General features: G+C 59.2%; 19 protein-coding genes, 1 tRNA gene and 1 pseudogene. 11 read left to right on the top strand and 10 right to left on the bottom strand.

Annotated features, from left to right (window positions below):
- Window positions 1-201: 201 nt before the first annotated feature.
- Together ACVW0C_RS00945 and ACVW0C_RS00940 are read right to left on the bottom strand one after the other, a co-directional pair.
- The gene (locus ACVW0C_RS00945; protein ID WP_011434440.1) at window positions 202-696 is read right to left on the bottom strand and encodes a DUF4079 domain-containing protein; all 495 of its coding nucleotides are present in this window, start codon (window positions 694-696) and stop codon (window positions 202-204) included.
- 444 nt (window positions 697-1,140) lie between these two features.
- Window positions 1,141-1,377 carry a DUF3148 domain-containing protein gene (locus tag ACVW0C_RS00940; RefSeq protein WP_011429589.1) on the bottom strand — a complete coding sequence of 79 codons (237 nt, stop codon included), beginning with the start codon at window positions 1,375-1,377 and terminating at the stop codon, window positions 1,141-1,143.
- Between the two features lie 508 nt (window positions 1,378-1,885).
- Here ACVW0C_RS00940 and ACVW0C_RS00935 point away from each other — a divergent pair.
- Window positions 1,886-2,107 (top strand): DUF2949 domain-containing protein, encoded by a 222-nt coding sequence (locus tag ACVW0C_RS00935; protein WP_414332365.1) that lies wholly within the window; start codon window positions 1,886-1,888, stop codon window positions 2,105-2,107.
- Window positions 2,088-3,155 (top strand): nucleoside triphosphate pyrophosphohydrolase, encoded by a 1,068-nt coding sequence (gene mazG / locus ACVW0C_RS00930; protein WP_457384048.1) that lies wholly within the window; start codon window positions 2,088-2,090, stop codon window positions 3,153-3,155. The genes ACVW0C_RS00935 and mazG overlap by 20 nt, the downstream gene beginning before the upstream one ends.
- Here the strand turns inward: mazG and ACVW0C_RS00925 are convergent.
- Window positions 3,147-4,418, bottom strand: a complete 1,272-nt coding sequence (locus ACVW0C_RS00925; RefSeq protein WP_457384008.1) for an RNA-guided endonuclease InsQ/TnpB family protein — start codon at window positions 4,416-4,418, stop codon at window positions 3,147-3,149. The two genes, mazG and ACVW0C_RS00925, sit on opposite strands and share 9 nt — an antisense overlap.
- A pseudogene (locus ACVW0C_RS00920) lies at window positions 4,306-4,923 on the bottom strand (IS607 family transposase). The gene ACVW0C_RS00925 and the pseudogene ACVW0C_RS00920 overlap by 113 nt, the downstream one beginning before the upstream one ends.
- Before the next feature lie 527 nt (window positions 4,924-5,450).
- Between ACVW0C_RS00920 and ACVW0C_RS00915 the strand changes: the two are divergent.
- A complete protein-coding gene (locus tag ACVW0C_RS00915; RefSeq protein WP_011434438.1) occupies window positions 5,451-6,392 on the top strand; it encodes a transglutaminase family protein in 942 nt (313 codons plus the stop codon).
- A gap of 92 nt (window positions 6,393-6,484) precedes the next feature.
- The gene (locus ACVW0C_RS00910) at window positions 6,485-6,991 is read left to right on the top strand and encodes a hypothetical protein (RefSeq protein WP_011434437.1); all 507 of its coding nucleotides are present in this window, start codon (window positions 6,485-6,487) and stop codon (window positions 6,989-6,991) included.
- 10 nt (window positions 6,992-7,001) lie between these two features.
- Here ACVW0C_RS00910 and ACVW0C_RS00905 read toward each other — a convergent pair whose 3' ends face one another.
- Together ACVW0C_RS00905 and frr are read right to left on the bottom strand one after the other, a co-directional pair.
- Window positions 7,002-9,719, bottom strand: coding sequence for a CBS domain-containing protein (locus ACVW0C_RS00905; protein WP_457384046.1), 2,718 nt, complete (start codon window positions 9,717-9,719; stop codon window positions 7,002-7,004).
- Window positions 9,720-9,950: 231 nt separating this feature from the next.
- Complete coding sequence (gene frr / locus ACVW0C_RS00900; protein WP_414351818.1) at window positions 9,951-10,499, bottom strand: ribosome recycling factor; 549 nt, start codon at window positions 10,497-10,499, stop codon at window positions 9,951-9,953.
- A gap of 383 nt (window positions 10,500-10,882) precedes the next feature.
- On the opposite strand from frr, the gene ACVW0C_RS00895 reads away from it, so the two are divergent.
- Window positions 10,883-11,317: a hypothetical protein gene (locus ACVW0C_RS00895; protein ID WP_457384006.1), complete on the top strand. Its 435-nt coding sequence runs from the start codon at window positions 10,883-10,885 to the stop codon at window positions 11,315-11,317.
- Window positions 11,318-11,330: 13 nt separating this feature from the next.
- On the opposite strand, the gene recR is transcribed toward ACVW0C_RS00895, so the two are convergent.
- Window positions 11,331-11,930: a recombination mediator RecR gene (recR, locus tag ACVW0C_RS00890; RefSeq protein WP_414399715.1), complete on the bottom strand. Its 600-nt coding sequence runs from the start codon at window positions 11,928-11,930 to the stop codon at window positions 11,331-11,333.
- Between the two features lie 35 nt (window positions 11,931-11,965).
- Window positions 11,966-12,301, bottom strand: coding sequence for a YbaB/EbfC family nucleoid-associated protein (locus tag ACVW0C_RS00885; protein ID WP_414344527.1), 336 nt, complete (start codon window positions 12,299-12,301; stop codon window positions 11,966-11,968).
- Between the two features lie 220 nt (window positions 12,302-12,521).
- On the opposite strand from ACVW0C_RS00885, the gene ACVW0C_RS00880 reads away from it, so the two are divergent.
- A complete protein-coding gene (locus ACVW0C_RS00880; RefSeq protein WP_414329037.1) occupies window positions 12,522-13,418 on the top strand; it encodes a carbohydrate ABC transporter permease in 897 nt (298 codons plus the stop codon).
- Window positions 13,419-13,436: 18 nt separating this feature from the next.
- Window positions 13,437-14,945 (top strand): UbiD family decarboxylase, encoded by a 1,509-nt coding sequence (locus tag ACVW0C_RS00875; protein ID WP_457384004.1) that lies wholly within the window; start codon window positions 13,437-13,439, stop codon window positions 14,943-14,945.
- On the opposite strand, the gene ACVW0C_RS00870 is transcribed toward ACVW0C_RS00875, so the two are convergent.
- Window positions 14,942-16,153 (bottom strand): ABC transporter permease, encoded by a 1,212-nt coding sequence (locus tag ACVW0C_RS00870; RefSeq protein ID WP_457384003.1) that lies wholly within the window; start codon window positions 16,151-16,153, stop codon window positions 14,942-14,944. The two genes, ACVW0C_RS00875 and ACVW0C_RS00870, sit on opposite strands and share 4 nt — an antisense overlap.
- Window positions 16,150-17,523 carry an efflux RND transporter periplasmic adaptor subunit gene (locus tag ACVW0C_RS00865; RefSeq protein ID WP_457384002.1) on the bottom strand — a complete coding sequence of 458 codons (1,374 nt, stop codon included), beginning with the start codon at window positions 17,521-17,523 and terminating at the stop codon, window positions 16,150-16,152. The genes ACVW0C_RS00870 and ACVW0C_RS00865 overlap by 4 nt, the downstream gene beginning before the upstream one ends.
- Window positions 17,524-17,689: 166 nt before the next feature.
- On the opposite strand from ACVW0C_RS00865, the gene rplS reads away from it, so the two are divergent.
- The 4 genes from rplS (at window position 17,690) to ACVW0C_RS00845 (ending at window position 19,928) form a co-directional block, all read left to right on the top strand.
- Window positions 17,690-18,082 carry a 50S ribosomal protein L19 gene (gene rplS / locus ACVW0C_RS00860; protein WP_457384001.1) on the top strand — a complete coding sequence of 131 codons (393 nt, stop codon included), beginning with the start codon at window positions 17,690-17,692 and terminating at the stop codon, window positions 18,080-18,082.
- 51 nt (window positions 18,083-18,133) lie between these two features.
- Window positions 18,134-18,206: transfer RNA gene (locus ACVW0C_RS00855), tRNA-Trp, on the top strand.
- A 72-nt stretch (window positions 18,207-18,278) separates the two neighbouring features.
- Complete coding sequence (locus ACVW0C_RS00850; protein WP_457384000.1) at window positions 18,279-19,103, top strand: tetratricopeptide repeat protein; 825 nt, start codon at window positions 18,279-18,281, stop codon at window positions 19,101-19,103.
- Window positions 19,104-19,505: 402 nt separating this feature from the next.
- Entirely contained in the window at window positions 19,506-19,928 is a 423-nt protein-coding gene (locus ACVW0C_RS00845; RefSeq protein ID WP_148202781.1) for a hypothetical protein, read from the top strand.
- Window positions 19,929-19,971 lie beyond the last annotated feature (43 nt).

The following is a 19,971-nucleotide window of genomic DNA, read 5'->3' as shown; positions in this document are numbered from 1 at the left end:
CTGGGTATCGGCAACAAGACTGCGCCCCTCTACAGCCGAAGGATGCAGCGCCTGCTCTGCCATTCTGACATGATGAAGCTCTGGGTTCCGAAAAGGGGAGGCCGAAGTCTTTGGGTCGACGGACTTCTCGGCTCGCACCAGCGGGACAAAGTCCTCCCAAAGCTCAGCCCTGTTCAGGGTTGCATGGGTCTTTCGGGGAGATTAAGCCACCTGGGGTGTGGTCAGCATTTGGTCGACGATGCGCTGCACAATCTGGAAGCCGGTCACCGCCTGCCAACCCAAGATCGCCAGGATCACCACGTTTAATAGGACATGCACATTACGCGCCCAGACCTTTTGCCCGTCTTTCATCAGCGGTGCTAGAGCCGCAGAGCTGGCCACCAAGGCCACAATGCCCAACCCAGCCAGCAGGTGAGGCCCAACAAACAGCTTGCCATTGTTCAGGTAGGTAACCCCCATGCCGCCCAGCGCCCCGAACACCATCAACACCAAGAACAGGGATCCGGCGAGGAAATGCCGCTGACCAAACTTCCCTTTGATCAGCTCCTTGCGTTCTTCTGCCGAGGCAGTGCGCACCCGTCGCGCTTGCAGACCCAGGTAAAGGGCATACAGGGCCAGCGCAAACGCCAAAATCATCAGCACAGGATGAAAGAAAGGCAAGGCCAGTTCTAGCCAGCGAGGAAGTTGAATGCTCATAGAGACCGCGGGAAGAAAGAGGAAGATGCCCCCAAATTAACATGAGTTAACCTGATGCGCGGCAGTCTCCAGTCTCAGCGCAGCGGACTGGCACCCTATGGCAGGGTAACCCCCTGCGTCACTTTGTGGCTACGCAACGCTGCCGCGGCCCAGCTTTATCCCAGTCGCCAGCAAGAAAAACTCTTGCACCACTGGGGGCGGATGTGCTGAGCCCTCTACAGCGCGGCGGTGGCAGATCGCAAAACCAGCTACCAAAAGCTGGGCAGGTCTGTCAGCTACTTCGACACCGCTGACGGGAATAAGCAACTGAGCTCGCTGAAGCGTCAGGCTATCGCGAAAGTCCGCCGGCCAGTTGAAGGCTCGCTTCTGCAGAAAGCTGCCAGCTCCCAAAGGTTCTAAAGGCCGGCAAACCCATCCAGCTGGCTCGGAGGAGAGATGGGCATGTCAGGACAGGGATCCCACCGGCGCGAGATATTTTCCGTCTATGAGAAAGATGCCATTGGCAAACTGCACACTGTAGGTGCCCAACAGCCGCCGCTGCAGGATCACCCCTTGTTCGTGCAAGCGGATCAAATGGGCCGGGCGCAACATCGGCATTGGGTCAGCCGTTTTTAGGTAAGGAGGCATCTCCACCACTTGAACCGTTGCCCCCACTGGCAGTAAACCCTGGGCTTCAGACATGACGGGAGTCCATGTGGCAAGTGTCTCTAGCTTAGCTGAACGTAGGACGATGTATGCCCAAAACCGAACCCGAGCAGGATGACAGCATTAGGGCAGATCCCAGAGGAGCCGAACAGATTGGATCCCCGAAGAATTGTTGTAAGATTTTTATCAAGCACGAGGATTCAACGAGATAAAAAGGTAACATCTTGCAAGGTGAGTTGGTTTTTCCCACAAAGAAAAAGCAGTCGGCCTTTCGGGGTGCTGCCAACTGATCGCCAATTTGCTACCATACCATGAACTCTTGGTACCCATTTTTTGTGTCCTTGGATACAGAAACCTCATTTGCTGAGGCAATTTAGGGGTTTTCTTGCCGTGGAGCTGTGGGCACAGGGCTTGGTAAGCTCACCTGTGGCCTATTTGCCAGCCGGATCTTTGCCGAAACTCTGTAGGAGTGTTAAGAATAGTTACGTTAGTTTACTATCTTCTCAGTTTCATATTTGTCCTTCTTCAGCGCTGCGAAACGACCATGCTAGATCCCATTCCCCCCCCAGCCCTTGAGGAATATCTCTTGCAAACGGGCATCATCGACCGTTCTCAACTGAGCCTGGCCAAGAAGCTGCAACATCGCCAGCAAGGGCCGTTGCTGATGATTCTTTTGGAGTTGAGTTTCATCGATCTGGAGCAGCTCAGCCGCCTTTTGGATTTGGGCCGCACCTACCCTTTTGACCATGCTGCAAACGCTGGATAGTCTTCAGCCCGACTGGCAACAAGCTCTGGCTCGGTGGTCTACTGCGGAGCAGGGATCCCTACTGCTGAAAAGCTGTGGGGGAAAGGATCCGGCGGAGCTGCGCAGTGTTTTGCAACAGGTCTGTGCTCCTGTCCAGCCTGTTACGTTGTTAACGGAGGGCTTAGAGGTGGTGGCCGGCCCATTGACGCTCCAAAGCTGGGATCCCCAAGCAACGGGGCATTTTGCCCACCTCTATCTGGAGCGTTCCGCCTCTACCTCGCACCTGAGTCGTTTGGCGGCTGTTGTTGCTCGGTTGCGTGCCCCCGATGGATGTCCCTGGGATCGGGCCCAAACTCCGGAGTCTCTGACCCCCTACATTCTTGAAGAAGCGTATGAGACGGTAGCTGCCATTCGAGCCGGGGATCCGGCAGCAATTGCCGAAGAGCTGGGGGATTTGTTGTTGCAGGTGGTGTTGCAGTCTCAGATCTTTGCCGAGCAGAACCACTTTGATCTGGAAGCTGTGGCTGCGGGAATTGCCGATAAGCTCATCCGCCGTCACCCCCATGTGTTTGGGGATGCTGTGCCGGCAGACCTTCCGGAGTTGCACCGCTCCTGGGAACAGATCAAGCAAGGGGAGCGACCGGATCAAAGCCTTGGCCAAAAACTGCTGCACTATGCCCAAAGTTTGCCTCCCCTAATGGCTGCCCTGAAAATTTCCTGCAAAGTGGTGGGGGCAGGGTTTGAGTGGCCAACGGTGGAGGGGATCTGGGCCAAGATCCGCGAGGAAGAAGCCGAGCTGCGTCGAGAATTGGAGAGGGATCCCCCCGATCCAACTCGGCAGGAAGCCGAACTGGGGGATCTGCTTTTTGCCCTGGTCAACTTGGGCCGTTGGTATGGTTTGGATGCTGCCCAAGCTCTAACCCAAACCAACCTGCGCTTTGCTCGCCGTTTTTTGCCCATGGAAGAGCTGGCTCAGGAACCAGCGGGATCCCTGCCCGGCGATGGCATAAGCTCCCTTCTGAAAGGACGCAGTTTCCAGGAGCTGGAAGTCCTGATACATTTACGCTGAACACTGCTGAGCACTACTGCTCAACGGTGAAGCGATAGCATTCTGCCTGTTTCCGTTGTCGCTACGCGACGCTAACGCGACCGCGTCAGCGGGACGGAGTCCGTTCGCGTTAGCGGGACGGAGTCCGAACAGAAAGGCGGTATCCCGCAAAGCTCTGAGCATAACACCCAGAGCGCCTTGCCAATCTCGTGGCAACCTATGGTTGCACTTTGGGCATCTAAACACCTTTGCGCCACCCAACTTGGTGTGGATGTGCCCGCACTTGGTACAGGTTTTGCTGGTGTACGCTTCCGATACTTCCACGACGACCACGTTTTTCTTCTTGGCTTGAAACTTCAGGAACTGCTTGAACCGGTAGTGCGCCCAGGTGAGCATCGCCCTTGCCGTCTTGCTACCAAACTTCCTCCCTGCCTTGGCAACCATCTTGGCTGACTCGAAAGTGGGGAGGAATATCAATCGGTAGTTATCCGTTAGGAACGCCGCTACCTTGCGATGGCACTCGTCCACCAAGTTCCTGATTCTCTCCCGCAGACGAAACGCCGCTTGCCGCATTCGCCTACGCTTGGGTCTCGGTGCTTTACTCAGCCTAGATTGCAGATCGTCTAGGTGGTAGCACAGCCGAGTGATTCTACCAAAGTCCCCTTTGGCAATATCTACAAAACCTGCCCCATCAAACCCTGTGAAGAAACTTCTTACTCCAGGGTCAAGCGCAATCACCCCCTTTGCTAACGAACACTGCTCGTTCACGGGCTCAGGAAAGATGGCATACCATCTGTCTTTCACCCGCATTAGCTCAGTTCCGCGTGCCCATTCTCTGGGCATCTCCTCGGATGCACGGAACGCCAAACCTCGGGTGAGTTTCGGATACCACGTCCCATTGCGAAAGTTGCCGGCGTTGAATTGCAGCGTATGCGACCTGTCCCGCACACTGCGAAACCTCGCGTCTTTGCTTCGGCGAAACGCCAGCCACGCCTCGACGACCGCGTTCTGCTTGATGTGGCAAGGGGCGTCCTTCACCCACCCGGGCAGGTCGGAGCGCAGGATGATGTCCCGCAGCTTTCTGGCCGTTTTTGGGGTGCCATGCTGACGCTGATAGGCAATCGCTTGGTTGTAGCAGTACCGGCACGCCGCTTGCCAATGCTTCCAAACCTTAGCCAGCGCTGGTTCCGGATAAATCCGTATCTTTCTCGATTGCAGCCCAGTATTTTCTGAGTCCGTAGAGCCGACTGCTGAAGCAGTGCAGGATGGTGAGGATATCCTCAACCAGTTCCTGTTGGGGAGAAAGGCGATCGTCATCGAGAACCAAGATTTCGCATCCGTATTGACGGCAGTACCACTCAACGAACTCAAATCCAAACCGGCAGAGTCGATCCCGGTGAGCGACCACAATTGTTCCGACATCTCCCGCACGGACTCGTTCCAATAAGGCAAGGAACTTCGGTCTTTTGAAGTCGAGACCGCCGCCAACCTCTCCGACCACTTCGGCTCCAGGATAGAGGTTAACCAGTCTTGCAATCTATCTCTCCAAGTCTGGTTTCTGCCCTCGACTGCTGACTCGGGCGTACAAAACGACTCGTTTGGCCTTTCTGGGCGCTTTGTTCGCGTCAGCGGGCCGGAGGCCAATGTAGCTGTCGAGGTCATACCTTCTCGCCCTACCGGATGGTGTACGTATTGCATTGATCCAGCCCTTTTGTTCCCATCGCCTCAAGGTGTGGAGACACACCCCAAAATAATCCGCCGCTTCTCTCGGTTTCACATACCTAGCCATACCAAGCAGCCATACTGAACATACTGTACATTATTTTCAGTATAGTCCAGCGTATCATTGACTAGAGTCATGCTCTGGCAACAGGCCAAGCAAGAATATCCCTAGTTTGGATATGGGGTTGAGCTGGCGCTGGCTTTGAGGGGGTATCCGCCCACACAGTCTTGGGGCAAGTTCTCTTTGTAGGGTAGGAGCTGTTCTGAGCACCTGTCTCTATGTCGGCTATGTCTCCAGTTTCTTTCCTTGAGCAGGCTGGGGCTTGGATTGAATGCCTGCCCACATGCCAGAATGCAGCAAACCCCCCTCGCTATGCTCCTGTACGGGCCGGGGAGTATATTCGCTCTAAGCTGAAGGTTTCGATGATTGGGGAGGCAGGGCAGAGCTCTCGGAGATCTCAAACTCAGATAAAGTTTCAAAGCTCCCCGGCAGAGGATACAGCTACCTCCTGGCTTTGATTCGAGAGCAGTTTGGGTTACCTGATCTCAAGGCTCGGCTGCCTGTGGTGAAACCTCTTGCCCGTCATTTGGCCTGTGCAAATTCAGATCCGCCATCTCATCGAATATCGCTACAGTCGTCCAGTCCAACTGGAGCCCCACACGGTGCGATTGCGACCGCGCTGCGACGGGATCCAAACTCTCCTGGCTTTTGAGTTGCAGGTGGATCCGCAGCCGGTGGGCCAATCGGCGCTGGTGGACCTGGAGGGCAACGCGGCGGTTCGGCTCTGGTTTGGGGATCCCACCGAGCACTTGCGCATCCAAACTCAGGCCACGGTGCTCACCCTGCGGCAGAATCCCTTCGACTACCTGCTCTGCGATTGGGCCACCCATCTCCCCATCGACTATCCCAGCACGCTGGCAGCCCAATTACAGCCTTATCTGACGGCTCAGGCGGATCCCGGCATCCAGGCCTTGGCCTGGGAGCTATGGGATCACGTGCAGGGGGAAACGACAGCTTTTCTGCCGGCGCTGAACCAGCGCATCTATTCAGAATGCCGCCACATCTTGCGGGAAAAGGGGGATCCCTGGCCTGCCGGCTTGACCTGGCATCGCAAAACCGGAGCCTGCCGCGATTTGGCCCTGGTGTTCATGGAGGTCTGCCGTACGGTAGGCTTGGCCGCGCGCTTTGTCAGTGGCTACCAGGTCAGCCCCTCGCAGCCTTCGGGGGAGAGCAGGGGTGGAGAACCCCCAGAGCCTGTGCGCCGTCATTTGCACGCTTGGGCGGAGGTGTACTTGCCGGGGGCCGGTTGGCGGGGCTTTGACCCCACCCAGGGGTTGGCCGTGGCCGATGGTCATGTGGCTTTGGCGGCCAGCGCTTACCCCAGAGATGCCGCTCCCATTTACGGCCATTGGCTGGGCAAGGGCGTTCACAGCAGTATGAGCTACACCATCCACATCCAGGCGGGATCTTCTGCGCAAAGCCAAGCCCAGCTTGCTGCAGACAGCCTGAGCACTCCACCAAAAGTTTGGGGCTGAAGCCGTAGAGCGTCAACTTGGCCGGATCCCAAAGCGAAAATTTGAGATAGCATAGCCTAGCCAAGATCTAGAGAATCTGCCGAGGGATCCCGTTGACCCAGTCTATTGATGTCCCCACCAGCGTTGATACGTTTTTGCAGGAGTTGGCCGCCATTCAGCAAGTTGGGCCGAAGCGAGTGGCCATCCTGGGCAGCCGTCATGTGCCCATTACCCATCAGTATTTGATCGAGACCCTCAGTTATGCCCTGGCCCTTACCGGCAATCAGATCCTCACCTCTGGGGCCATTGGCACCAACTTGGCCGTCATTCGGGGGGCGATGCGGGCGGATATGAAGTCCTTGACGGTGATCTTGCCCCAGAGTTTGGAGCGACAGCCGGCAGAGTCGCGGGCCAGCCTGGAGCAGGTGCTGCATCTGGTGGAGCATCCGGAAAACGACCATCTTCCCCTGGCGGAGGCCAGCCGCCTGTGCAACCTGGAGATCATCAGCAAGTGCCAGCAGTTGATCTGCTTTGTTTTCCACGACAGCGTCACGCTGCTGGATGCCTGCAAGCACGCCGAGGAGCAACACAAGTTGGTGACTCTCTTCTATTTCGACTGATTCGACCTTCTTACTTTGGCCCAGCCTGTGGCAGGGGGAAGTGTTCTTGTAGCCAGGCTTCAGCTTCTGCCGGGGTGGTGAGTTCGCCGTTCAGGGTGAGGCAACGCAGTTGCTCCAAAATGGCTTGGAAGGGGCGACCTGGCTTGTAACCCAGACGACGCAGATCGTGGCCGTTGAGGAGCGGCTTCACCCAGTACCACTCCTGCAAGTAGCGCCAGATCAACCGCCGGGCCGGCTTGGGGGCGATCCCGGCCACCAAAATCACCGCCGGGATCCGCAGCCCCTGCAGCAGTTGCACCACCTGGGCCGGAGAGAGGGTGCCGGGATCCAGTTGGGCCAACAGGGTTTGGTAATGGGGGAAATGGCTGAGGCGTTCGATGCCTGCTTGGGTAAGGTGGAGTTGGCTGGCCACCTGGGGGGCTTGGGGTAGGGTGAGGAGGAGAGCCTCTAGGCGCAGTTGCCAGATCTCCTGGGATCCCAGCTCAGGATAGCGGCGGCGAAAGTGATAGGCCCAGCGGCCCACCCGTTGCAACCGCTGACACAGGGAGGGATCCCACTCCAGGTCGGGGTGAATACAGCGCAAAGCTCCCCATTCTGCCAGCCGCTCAAAGGCTTGGGGCCAATCGCGGGATCCGAGAATGTAGGCCAGCTCCTGCTTGAGGCGATCCCCGCCGACGGCATCGTGCAGACCACTGGCCACGGCAGCGCGGATCCATTTTTCTGTGGTCGAGTCCAGGGCGAAGCCCAGGCGCACCGCAAAGCGCACCGCCCGATAAATGCGGGTGGGATCCTCGATGAAGCTGTTGGGGTGCAATGCCCGGATGATCCCCTGTTGCAGATCCGCTTGTCCGCCGAAAAAATCCAGCACCTGTCCTCGCTGGGGGCCGTTGAGGCGCAAGGCCAAGGCGTTGATGGAAAAATCCCGCCGATAGAGGTCTTGCTGAATGGATCCCATGGCCACTTCGGGGGGAGAGGCCGGGTAGGGATAAAACTCCGTGCGGGCGCTGGCGATATCCACACAAAAGCCTCCTGGCCAGATCAAGGCCGCCGTTTGGAATTTGCCGTGGATCTCCAGCCGCGCTTCTGGGAAGTGCTGTTTGAGCGCTTGTCCCAAAATCAAGCCCCAGCCCGGGGGATCCGTCCCATCCAGGGCCGGAGAGTAGGGCCCATCCACCACCAAGTCCAGATCCAGCCGCTCCAGGTTGGGTGAGGGCTGCCGTCCCCACCGGTGCAGCAGCAGATCCCGCACCGTTCCCCCCACCAGATACAACCTCAGGCCCTTCTCATCGGCGATGTGGGCGGCCTGCTCCAGCAACTGTCGATGCCGCTCCGACAGGGCCGCGAAGGTGAGATCCAAAGGGCAGGAAAGGGTGGGCAAAGCCAACTGCGGTGAGAGGGCCGGCAACTCGTGTAGGTGCCGCAACACATCGGTGCGAGTTACAATGCCCACCAACTGTCCATCCTGGAGAACCGGCAGGCGGCCAATATCCCACTGCACCATCAACCGCTGAATCTCCGCCAAGGGGGTGTCGGGGGAGAGGGTTTTCACGTCGGTGGTCATGTAGCCCTTGACGGGGGCATGGCCAAACCCGTGATGCAGGGCGATATCGATATCCCGCCGCGAGATCACCCCCACCAGGCGACCTTGAGCGTCCACCACCACCAGGCCGGAATGGCCGTAGCGCAGCAGCACCCGCTGGGCCTCGTCGATGGTGATCTCCGGTCGGATGGTGCGCACCGGAGCCGACATCAAATCTTTGGCCGTCACCGGGGGCGGGATCCGCTCTTTGACAGCCTGCCTGAGAGCCGCCATGACTTGGGCCGGGTCGGGCAAAGGCTGCTCTGGGCTGGCTTTTAACGTGGCTGCTGCAGCACAATCGTGTCCACCGCCGCCGTAGAGGGCCATCACCCTGCCCAACTGGGCAAACTCCTGCCGCGCCCGCCCGATCAGGCTGAGCCGCTCCCCCTGCCGCGCCACCAAGAGCAGCACATCCACTCCCGTCAGATCCATCAGCCGCATCACCAGGCCAGCCAAGCCGGGCACAAACTCCGGCAGCTCCAGCAGCCACTCTCCCAGGCGATACTCCCCCACCTGCTGCACCTGCATCTGGGCCAACCCCTGGCTGAGCAGCTCGCGCATCTCTGGGGTGAGGCCATCCCCCAAAAAGCGCCGCAACAAGACCAGGTTCACCCCCTGATCCAACAGCCAGCTCAGGGCAGCAGCATCGCGGGCGGTGGTCTCCGGGAAGGTCAGGGATCCCGTATCCATGTGAATGCCCAAAGCCAGCGCCAGCCGCTCAAAAGGGCTGAGAGGGATCCCAGCAGCCTGCAGCCGCTCCACCAGCAAGGTACAGGTGGCCCCCACGGCCTCGATATGACAGTTCACCTGCTGCTGCGGCCAAAAGCCATCCGGTGGGGTTTCCGGATCCCTGAGGTGATGGTCGAAAATCTCAATCTGCGCGCCGGGGACGCTTAACCAAGCGGCAGCTTTGCCCAAGCGATCCGGATCGTGACAGTCCACAACAATCCACCGCTGCACCTGTCCCGGATCCACAGAGCGCAGCTCGATGAGGGGAAATTCATCTCGGTACAAGGCCAAAAACTCCTGCACCCCCGGCAGGGATCCCCCGGTCAAGGCGATGCGGGCACCCGGATACAGGCGGGCCGCTCCCACCGCCGCCCCCAGGGTGTCGAAATCCGCCGATTGATGGCACAGGATCAGATCCATTGCGGCAAGAGTTGTCGTATTCCGCTCTTCCATCCTGGCCTAAGCCGGGATCCCTCTTGTTGGAATTGGACGAGGAGAAACGAACGGCTGCCCGACTTCGAGGGGCAAGTGGAAACCTTGAAGTTTCGGGATGAGTGTCGAGTTTTGATCAAAAAATGGGGTCTTTAACCCCGTCCTACGGCTATGCAGAAGCAGGCCAGTAGCGTGGGGAGTTATGTCCACAAGGAGCTTTTACAGCGTCGTCAGCTCCTTTTCTTTTTCTGCCAGCAGCTCATCGATCTTTTTGATATAGCGGTCGGTCAGCTTCTGGATGGCATCCTGCAAGCTTTTGGACTCATCTTCAGACAGCTCGCCATTTTTCTCTCGCTTGCGCACCGAGTCAATGCCATCCCGCCGGATGTTGCGGATCGAGACTCGCCCCTCTTCGGCCAGCTTGGCCACCTGTTTGCTCAGCTCTTTGCGCCGCTCTTCTGTCAGGGGGGGAATGTTGAGCCGCACCACCTTGCCGTCGTTGCTGGGGGTTAGACCTAGGTCAGAGGCAACAATGGCCCGCTCAATGGCCGCCAAGGTCGAGGGATCAAAGGGCTGGATCAAGAGAGTGCTGGAGTCTGGCGTGGTGAGGCTGGCCAGGGCCTTCAGGGGAGTGGGCACGCCGTAGTACTCCACCTGAATGCGATCCAGCAGGCTGGAATTGGCCCGCCCGGTGCGCACCGTATTAAAGGAGCGCTGTGTGGCTTGCACAGCTTTGTTCATCAACTCCTCAATCTCAGCTAGCTCCACGGGGTTTTCCTCGCTTTCAAAACAGTTTCCAGACAGTCAGGCTTGGGCAGCCAACCTGGCCCCTCTACGGTGAGCCTGACCTCAATTTTACTGCCTTGTCTTAGGATCCCGTTCCCCAAAGCTGCACCTGCAGTCGGCGAATTTCTCGCCAGATGCCCCCCAGTGGGATAGTACGAGCTCAAAGCTTTTCTTAGACTGGTCTGGACTTTACTGCACAATACAGGCATGACGAAGTTTTATGCCCTCTCGTCAAGTTTGTTCTTCAACGGCCCTAGCCTGGCTGATCGGCAGCTTGAGTCTCTTGGGTTTTGGAGCGGCTGCGGCAGCCTTAGAGCTGCAGATTGTGTCCCCCAATGCTTATAAAGTGCCCTACCTGGGAATTGATGGTGTTTTCACTCTGGATACGTCCCTGGAACAATCGGCCAACGATCCGCGCAATCCAAAAGCGGGTGAAGTTCGAGAAGATGGAGTTTTTCTCCTTTTATGCCGACCTGGAAGGGAAAAAGCCCCTGGCGGAAAAATGTCGCTACGCCTATCGGGGGGCTGCGCCGGATCCCTTCTACTACCCTGAGCGCTCCTTAAGTTCCATCTGGGATTTGTTTCAGTTGCAGCCTGGAGCAGACGCCAGTTGCGAGACCTTCACCTATGTGATTCTGCGGGCACCCCACGGGGATCCGGTGCACATGCACCTGCGCTACGGAGGCCGCAACAGCAGCTTCCAGGAACTTCTGAACATCAGCACTCTGCCGGAGGATCCTGCCAACTTCAACCCCTGGTGGAGCACCTACTGCGCGGAGGGGGTAACCGGCTGCGATTGAGGGGCTGAGCGGCTCACAACTCCTGCCGCGCTTCCAAGGCACGGGCCAGGGTGACCTCGTCGGCGTATTCCAGCTCGGATCCCATGGGCAGGCCGAAGGCCAGGCGGGTCATGCGCAAGGTGGGGGCAACCGGCTTCAGGTAATCCTTGACCACGTGCATGGTCACCTCTCCCTCTACACTGGGGCTGAGGGCGAAGATCAGCTCCTGCGGTTTTTCCCGTGCCACCCGAGCCACCAGCTCGCGGATGTGCAGTTGATCGACCCCGATCCCGTTCATGGGGGAGATGAGGCCGCCCAAAACGTGGTAGAGCCCCTTGAACTCGCGGGTGCGCTCCATCGCAATCAAGTCTTTGACGTCGGCCACCACGCACCACAGCAAGGGATCCCGCTGTGGCGAACGGCAAATCTCACAGGGATCCTCCGCCGACCAGTTGAAGCAGATGGAACAGTGCCGAACGGTTTGCTTGGCTTCCAGCAGGGCTTTGGCCAGGGCCTCGATCTCGCCGGCAGGCCGGTTGATCAAGTGGAGAGCTAGGCGCTGAGCGGTTTTGGAGCCAATGCCGGGCAGCCGTTGCAGCTCTTCGATGAGGCGAGCCAAGGGGCGAGTGTACATACAGAGTTAAGCAAGCGGGGTTAAGCAAGTGGGGCTCAACCCAGTCCCAACCCCGGCAGACTGATGTTTCCGGTCAGCTCTTCCATGCGTTTGCGCATCGTCTCAGCAGATTGGGTGTAGGCGTTCACCATCGCCGTCAGGAGCAAGTCCTCTACCACATCCACCGACTCCTGGAGAATCTGGGGATCCAGAGAGACCTTAAGGGGTTCTTGGTTGCCGTTTACCGTCACTTTCACCAGCCCATTGCCGGCTTCGCCGACGATCTCCATCTCTTCCAGCTCTTTTTGCAGCCTTTGAGCGCCATCGCGCACCTCTTGGGCTTTCTTGAGCGCTTCTTGGATTTTGCCGAAGGGGCCAAAGCCTCGAGTCATGGGATCCTCTCTTGGGTTATCCAGATACTGCTGTTCTACTCTACCCGTTTCCTCCCGCCGGTGAAAGCACTCGCAAGTCTGGGCAGAGGTGCTCCGCACCGCTAAGGCGACCGGCCTTCCTTAGGTTGCCCTTAACTCTGGCAGATTATCCTCACAAGAGAAGCCAAAGATCGACCCAGAAACTCCATCTGCTCATCAGCGTTTGCTGTCCGGAGGTGCCATGGCCCAACTGTTGCAGGATCCCCGATCTCAAGTGGCCCAGCCCAGTTCAACTCGGGTGGAGCCTTCTCCCTGGCGTTGGCGGCGCTGGATCCCGGAGCGTTGGTATGTGCATTTGGGCCTGGTGCTGGCCTGCTTGGTTCTGGGATTTCCGGTGTTGTACGCCCTGCTCGTGAGCACCCAGAACAATGCCGAGGTGTTCCGCTATCAATTGACCTTTGGCTCCTCTTTTGCCTTCAACTGGCATCAGGTGATGGTGGCGCGGCACTTGGGCCACTACATGGTCAACAGCACCATCGTGGCGGTGGCAATCACGGTGGGCAAGACGGTTTTGTCGCTGCTAGCCGGGCTGGCCTTTGTGTACTTCCGCTTTCCCGGCAAAGGGCTGGCCTTTGGCTTTGTGCTGATCACGCTGATGATGCCCACAGAAATCTTGATCATTGCCCTGCTGCGGTTGGTCACCAACTTGGGCTGGGGATCCACCTACTACGCTTTAATCGTGCCCTTTCTGGCCAGCGCCACGGCCACGTTTTTGTTCCGCCAGCATTTTTCCAACATTCCCCGCGAGCTGGCGGAGGCGGCCCAACTGGACGGGGCCAACCCGCTGCAATTTCTCACCCAGGTGCTGATCCCCTTGAGCTGGAACGCCATCGGGGCGCAGGCGGTGATTCACTTCGTTTACGCTTGGAATATGTACCTGTGGCCCCGCTTGATCGTGCAAGGCCGAGAGCGACAAGTGGTGCAGGTGGGGCTGCAATCCCTGCTCAATCTGGATAGCTCGGCCTCCTATGGCCCCATGATGCTGGGGGCGATCATCGCCAGTATCCCGCCGCTGCTGGTGTTTATTGCGCTGCAGAAGCCCTTCATGAGCGGGTTAGCCCTCAATCGCGACAAGTAAGCCCTTAGGTTCCCTTTCATGCCCAGAGATCTACGCCGTTTTATTGCTCTGCTGGAATCCCGTGGTCAGCTCCGCCGCATTTCGGCAGAAGTGGATCCGGATCTGGAAATTGCCGAGATTGCCGATCGCCTCTTGGCCTGCGGGGGGCCGGCGCTGCTGTTTGAGCGGGTGAAGGGATCCTCAATGCCGCTGCTCATCAACACCCTGGGCACGGTGGAGCGCATTTGCTGGGCTTTGGGAATGGAGCAGCCTCAGGATCTGGAGGAACTGGGGAAAAAGCTGGCCCTGCTTTACCAGCCGCGGCCACCGCGGAGCTTTGCCCAGGCAGTGGAGTTGGGACAGGCGCTGCTTAGCGTCTTCAAAGCGAGACCCAGCCGGGATCTGATCCCTCCCTGTCAGCAGGTGGTGCTGCGGGGAGAGGAAGTGGATCTCACCCAATTGCCCCTGTTGCGGGTCTACCCCGGCGATGCCGGACGGGTGCTGACCTTGGGCCTGATGGTCACCAAAGACCCGGAAAACGGGATCCCCAACGTGGGGGTGTACCGCCTGCAGTTGCAAAGCCGCAACACCATGACGGTGCAATGGCTGTCGGTGCGGGGGGCGACTCGGCATCTGCGCAAAGCGGCGGCCCTGGGCCAAAAGTTGGAGGTGGCGGTGGCAGTGGGGGTGGATCCGGTGGTGATTCTGGCGGCGGCCACACCTCTGCCGGTGGATCTGTCCGAGTGGCTGTTTGCCGGTCTCTACGCCGGAGAAGGGTTGCACCTGGCCCAGTGCAAAACGGTGGATCTGCAGGTGCCGGCTCATGCTGAGATCGTTTTGGAGGGCACCATCACCCCTGGGGAAGTGGCCCCCGACGGGCCTGCCGGGGATCACATCGGTTACTACGGCCCCCGCAACGAGCAGGCCCCTCTGATTCGCTTCCACTGCTTGACCCACCGCCGGGATCCCATCTATCTCACCACCTTCAGCGGCAAGCCCCCCAAAGAAAACGACATGATGGCGCTGGCCCTGAACCGCATCTACACCCCCATCCTCAGGCAGCAGGTGCCGGAGATTGTAGATTTCTTTTTGCCGATGGAGGCGCTGGGCTACAAGGCCGCTATTCTTTCCCTCGACAAAGCCTACCCCGGCCAAGCGCGGCGGGCGGCTTTGGCTTTTTGGAGCGCCCTGCCCCAATTTAGCTACACCAAGTTTGTGATCGTGGTGGACAAGGATATCAACGTCCGGGATCCACGGCAGGTGCTGTGGTGCCTGTGCTCGCGGGTGGATCCGCAGCGGGATGTGTTTATTCTGCCGGACAATCCCTTCGACGCCCTGGATTTTGCCACCGAAAGACGGGGTCTGGGAGGCAAGATGGGCATTGATGCCACCACCAAGATCCCCCCGGAAACCGATGCTCCCTGGCGGGAGCCCCTTGCTCCAGATCCGGAGGTGGCCCGCTTGGTGGATCGCCGCTGGGCAGAATATGGCCTGGCGGATCTCGATGGGCAGCCGGCGGATCCCCGCCTGTTTGGATACGAGCTCTAAGCCCGCAGGGCCTCAATGGGATCCAGTTGCGCCGCTTTGCGGGCCGGGAAAATGCCAAAGACTAGCCCAATCCCAGTGGACAGGGAGAACGCCACTCCCACTGCCACCCCATCGACTTGGGTGGCCAAGGGGGTGAACACCTGCACCGCCACCAGCAGGCCGCTGCTGAGGAGGATCCCGAGCACCCCCCCGGTCACGGCAATGAAAATCGCTTCGGCGGCAAACTGCTGCAAAATCTGCCGGCTATCCGCCCCAATCGCCTTGCGCAGCCCGATTTCATGGGTGCGTTCCGCAACTGAGATAAGCATCACATTCATGATCCCCACCCCTCCCACCAGCAGGGAGAGGGCCGCCGTGCCCGTCAGCAGCACCCGCAACAGGCTCAAAATCCTGGCCGACCCATCCAGGAGCACCTTTTGGTTGCGGATGATGAAGTCATCTTCTCCCACCAATTGGTGCCGCCGGCGCAGCAGGTTGCGGATTTGGAACTCGGCAGCGGGCAGATCGGCTTCAGAGCGGGCCGAGACGAAAATCGCCGTCAGCTCTGTGCCGTAGGGGGAGCGTCGCCCGACCAACTGATTGGCCACCACATCCACCGGCAGAAACACTCCGGCATCGCTGTTGCCAAACACCGTCGGCTTCGAGCGCAAAGTGCCGATTACCTCGAAGGGCAAATTGTTCAGCAGGACGGTCTCCCCAATAGCAGCGGCAGGGTCCAGGCCGAACAACTGGCTGGCGGCATCGCTGCCCAGCACCACCACCGGGCGCTGTTCCTCGATATCCGAGGGCAAGAGGAAGCGGCCTGCCTCGATCTCCAGGTTCAAGACCGACAAGTACTCCGGCCAAGTGCCGGTGGCCTCATAGCGGCGATCCACTCCACCTCGCACAGCGCGCACATTGGTGCCCAGGCTGGGGACAGCTGCTGACACGGCAGGCACTTCCGCAGCAATGGCTCGCACATCCTCCAAAGTGAGGGGGCGGATGTTGCCGGCATCGACCAGGCCCAAGTTGGCCGAAAAGACGATCAGCAAGTTGGTGCCCAGAGAGCGAAATTGATCCACCGCCATCTCTTGGGCGGCGTAGCCAAATCCGGCAATGGCCACCACCGCCGCATTGCCGATGAGGATCCCGAGCATGCTCAGCCCGGTGCGCAGGCGATGTCGTCGCACCATTTGCCAGGCCATTTTGGCCGCCGTTGCCAGGCTCATGGCTGTTGCTCCGCTCTTTTAATCAAAGTCTCTAGGTTCACCCCAGGAGGCAGGGCAGTAAAGACCCGATCCCCTGCCTGCAGACCGGAGAGGATTTGGGTAACTCCACCCTGAGTGATGCCCGTTTCCACGCGGCGATAGACAGGTCGTCGGGTTTGGGGATCCAGCAGGAGCACGCCTTCCTGGCTTTCCTCCCGGAGGATAGCCACTGAGGGCACCGTCAGAGCCTGAGGCTGGGGATCCCCAATGAAATCCACCGAAACAGTCATGCCGGTGCGCAAAAAGTCGGCCCCAGGCTCCGGTTCAACGAAGACCCGAAAGACGGTTACCTCTCGCACCACCACCGTAGCGGGTGCAATCCGCTTCACCCGCCCCTGCACCAGGCGGTCGGGGTAGGCCAGGGAGCGGATCTCCACCGGCTGACCCACCCGCACCTGGGCAATTTGGGCTTCTGGCACTTCTGCCCGCACCTCAATTCCCTGAGCCAGCGCCAAAATGGAACTGGAAGAAGCTGCGGTGGCATCGGAAGCTGCTGTTGTGGGAGCTACAAAGGATCCCACCTCGGCAAAGCGCTGCACCACCACACCGGAAAAGGGGGCGCGGACTTCGGCCTCGGCCAGCCGGGATTGCCGTTGGGCCAGCTCGGCTTGTGCCTGGGCAATTTGGGCTTGAATTTGCTGTAGGGTTTCCGGGCGGCTCCCCAGTTGCAATCGCTCCAACTCCTGTTGAGCAGCTCGCAAATCCGCTTGCGCTTGTTCCAGGCGGGCCGAGCGTTGATCCAACTCGCTGCGGGCTACCACCCCCGCCTGCACCAGGGCCTGGATGCGCTCTAACTCCCTCTGAGCCAAGTCCACCTGCGACCGGGCAGCATCCACCCTGGCCTGGGCCGCCGCGATCACCTGGGGGCGCTCTCCGGCCTGTTGCTCCGCCAGACGAGCTTGCAGCTCTTGAATGCGGGCTTGGGCTTGGCGAATGCCACTGGCGAGATCGCCGTAGTCCATCCGGGCCAATAACTGCCCTGCCACCACTTCATCTCCCTGATCCACCAACAGTTCCGCCAGGCGACCCGACTCGCGAGGGCTGACATTCACCTGGCGGAGTGGCTGCACCTGGCCGCTCACCCGCAGGCGTTGGGTCAGATCCACCACTTGAACCGGTACCGTCAATCTTTCCAGCCGTTCTGCCCTCTGCTGCTGCAGCTGACGCTGGATCAGGAGACCGCTGCCCCCTAGGCCGGCCAACAGCAAGCCCAGGAGCATCCAGCCGAAGGGAAATCTCTTGGGGCGGGGTTTGCTCTGGGGCAGAGGCTGCTCTGCAAGCTTGGGAGTAGACAGGGATCCCGTCTTGGGCTCATCGGTGTGCAGGATCACAAAAGTCTCCCGTTTGTAACAAAAGCTTTATCTTTGTCTAGCCTATTGGAAAAATGGGGGAAGCGTAAACACAGTCTCCCACCTCTTAAGCTCTATGTCGGCCAGCTCTGTACAAAAAACAGCGACGATTGTTACCATGGTTAGCTGCCGGTAGCGCGGGAAGGCCATGAACGTTCGCATCAACGCTGAGGAGATCATCCGCTCCATTGAAGCTGCCCAGATGAAGTCGGATCTGCCGGAGATTCGGGTTGGGGATCAGGTACGGGTGGGAGTTCGCATTCAAGAGGGGGGCAAGGAGCGGGTACAAGCCTTTGAGGGCACGGTCATTGCCATGCGCCACTCCGGTATCAACCGCACCATTACGGTGCGCAAGGTTTTCCAAGGGATCGGTGTGGAGCGGGTTTTCCTCATTCACTCCCCGCGCATCGAGTCGATTCAGGTGCTGCGGCGGGGTAAAGTGCGTCGGGCCAAGCTGTTCTATTTGCGGGATCGGGTGGGCAAAGCCACTCGTATCAAGGCCAAGACAGAGAGTGCGGATAGCAAGGAACAGCTTCTTTGAAAGGTGGGTGTACCTGCTACACTGGGTAAGTGGGTGTGACCCTAGGCCAATGCGTCCTTAGTTCAGTTGGTAGAACGTCGGTCTCCAAAACCGGATGTCGGGGGTTCGAGTCCTCCAGGGCGCGCTAACCATCAGACCCCCTTCTGTGGCGATGGCTTCAGGTGGGGACACCCCATCCAAGGTGGTTTTTGCAGCCATGAAGTCCGTCAGTGTACCCAACCTACTCCCTGCGCTGCTGCTGGGGCTGCTGTTTTGGCTAGGGATCCCTATCTGGCCTGGATCGGGTGTGGTGGCAACGGCAGCGAGCAACAGGGTAGATCACGAGATCGATCGACTGTTTGAGGAGGCCTTTGCTGCAACTCAGAGGGGAGATTTTGCCCGGGCGGAAACCCTGTGGACTCAACTGTTGCAGATCCAGCCGGACAACCCGGCCCTGTGGAGCAACCGGGGCAACGCCCGTGTCAGCTTGCACCAACTGCAGGCAGCTCTGGAGGATTATGCTGAGGCCATTCGTTTGGCCCCTGAGGCACCGGATCCCTATCTCAACCGAGGGGCTGCTTTGGAGGGGTTGGGGCGGTGGCAGGAGGCGATTGCAGACTACGAACGAGTGTTGCAGTTGGATCCCAACGATGCGGCAGCCTACAACAACCGCGGCAATGCGGAAGCAGGGCTGGGCCAATGGCAACAGGCCTTGGCTGACTACCGCCGCGCTACAGAACTGGCTCCCGACTACGCCTTTGCTCAGGCCAACTATGCTCTGAGCCTCTACCAGGTGGGCGAAACAGAAGCTGCCCTGCGCTTGATGCGGGCTCTGGTGCGCAAGTACCCGAAGTTTCCAGATATGCGGGCTGCTCTCAGCGCCATCCTTTGGGTGCAGGGTCGGCAAGGAGAGGCCGAAAGTCATTGGGTGGCTGTGCAAGGGCTGGATCCCCGCTACGCCGACCTGGAATGGGTGAAAACCGTCCGCCGTTGGCCACCGGCAATGGTGGCAGCTCTGGAGCGTTTCCTTTCTCTCAAGTAGTGAGGCTTACGATTGCGGCGGAGGCACTCTGGGTCTTGACTCTGCGCATTGACGAAACGGTTGCTGGGGATCCCCGCAGCTAGAGCCTCAGGTTACATCCTGGCTGGGGGGATGGAGATTGCTAGATTGGGATCAAGCCGAGGGAGGATTCCGGCAGCAGGCTCAACCCAGAGCCAAGAGAGCGCAAAGGGATCCCGGAGCCTCTCGGTAGACTGTGAAAAAGACTGTGTAAAGGATTGCTTCCTGCGACACCTTGTCGCTTTCTTCTTCGTCTGTTTTAGACCTATCGCGGCGCGTGGTATCAACGTGAGTGCAATGGCTTGTTTCTCTCGCTCTTCTTCCTTCTTCCCTGATGGGAGAGGGAGGCTGCGAAATCACTGGAGCTGGGCAGGGCTGTTGCTCATGGTTCTGCAGATTGGGCAACCTGCCGTCGCTCAGACGGAAACCCGAGTTTGGAGCGGAACCGGCCAAATTTTGAGCGGCCAGGGGCAGGGGGCGACGGTGCAATTGATCTTGGAAACGGGTGGCGGGCGTATCTGGAGCCAATCGGGGCCGGCTTTGGATGCACCCTTTTCCGGCGGCCATATTTCGGTAACCAGCGGCGATGGCACTTGGCAAATTCAATCGCAAGGGGATCAGTTGTTGGTTACCTTTTACCGCGGCGAGCAGATCATCCGCTGGCAACTGCGGCCCATGGGCGAGATCCCCAGCTCTTCTCCTTCTGCGCCATCCAGCTCCCTGAGCAGTGACTCCGCCCAGCCCGTAGCGCTGCCCGTCCAAGAGCTGGTGATTCCAGTACTGAAGAATTTGCCCGGTACCCCCTGAGGGATCCCTGCCCCGCCGGTTCTCGACCCATGAAACCTGGTGC

The organism is Thermostichus sp. OS-CIW-26, assembly GCF_054058395.1.
This window is presented reverse-complemented; position numbering and strand designations above follow the sequence as displayed.

Excerpts from the sequence above, each read along its gene's own strand:
- ACVW0C_RS00905 (WP_457384046.1), bottom strand. The coding sequence starts at position 9,719 with ATGGATCTGATCCTGTGCCATCAATCGGCGGATTTCGACACCCTGGGG.
- ACVW0C_RS00940 (WP_011429589.1), bottom strand. The coding sequence starts at position 1,377 with ATGTCTGAAGCCCAGGGTTTACTGCCAGTGGGGGCAACGGTTCAAGTG.
- rplS (WP_457384001.1), top strand. The coding sequence starts at position 17,690 with ATGAACGTTCGCATCAACGCTGAGGAGATCATCCGCTCCATTGAAGCT.
- ACVW0C_RS00870 (WP_457384003.1), bottom strand. The coding sequence starts at position 16,153 with ATGAGCCTGGCAACGGCGGCCAAAATGGCCTGGCAAATGGTGCGACGA.
- ACVW0C_RS00935 (WP_414332365.1), top strand. The coding sequence starts at position 1,886 with ATGCTAGATCCCATTCCCCCCCCAGCCCTTGAGGAATATCTCTTGCAA.
- mazG (WP_457384048.1), top strand. The coding sequence starts at position 2,088 with ATGCTGCAAACGCTGGATAGTCTTCAGCCCGACTGGCAACAAGCTCTG.
- recR (WP_414399715.1), bottom strand. The coding sequence starts at position 11,930 with ATGTACACTCGCCCCTTGGCTCGCCTCATCGAAGAGCTGCAACGGCTG.
- ACVW0C_RS00880 (WP_414329037.1), top strand. The coding sequence starts at position 12,522 with ATGGCCCAACTGTTGCAGGATCCCCGATCTCAAGTGGCCCAGCCCAGT.
- ACVW0C_RS00885 (WP_414344527.1), bottom strand. The coding sequence starts at position 12,301 with ATGACTCGAGGCTTTGGCCCCTTCGGCAAAATCCAAGAAGCGCTCAAG.
- ACVW0C_RS00875 (WP_457384004.1), top strand. The coding sequence starts at position 13,437 with ATGCCCAGAGATCTACGCCGTTTTATTGCTCTGCTGGAATCCCGTGGT.
- ACVW0C_RS00945 (WP_011434440.1), bottom strand. The coding sequence starts at position 696 with ATGAGCATTCAACTTCCTCGCTGGCTAGAACTGGCCTTGCCTTTCTTT.
- ACVW0C_RS00850 (WP_457384000.1), top strand. The coding sequence starts at position 18,279 with ATGAAGTCCGTCAGTGTACCCAACCTACTCCCTGCGCTGCTGCTGGGG.
- ACVW0C_RS00845 (WP_148202781.1), top strand. The coding sequence starts at position 19,506 with ATGGTTCTGCAGATTGGGCAACCTGCCGTCGCTCAGACGGAAACCCGA.
- ACVW0C_RS00895 (WP_457384006.1), top strand. The coding sequence starts at position 10,883 with ATGGTGTTTTCACTCTGGATACGTCCCTGGAACAATCGGCCAACGATC.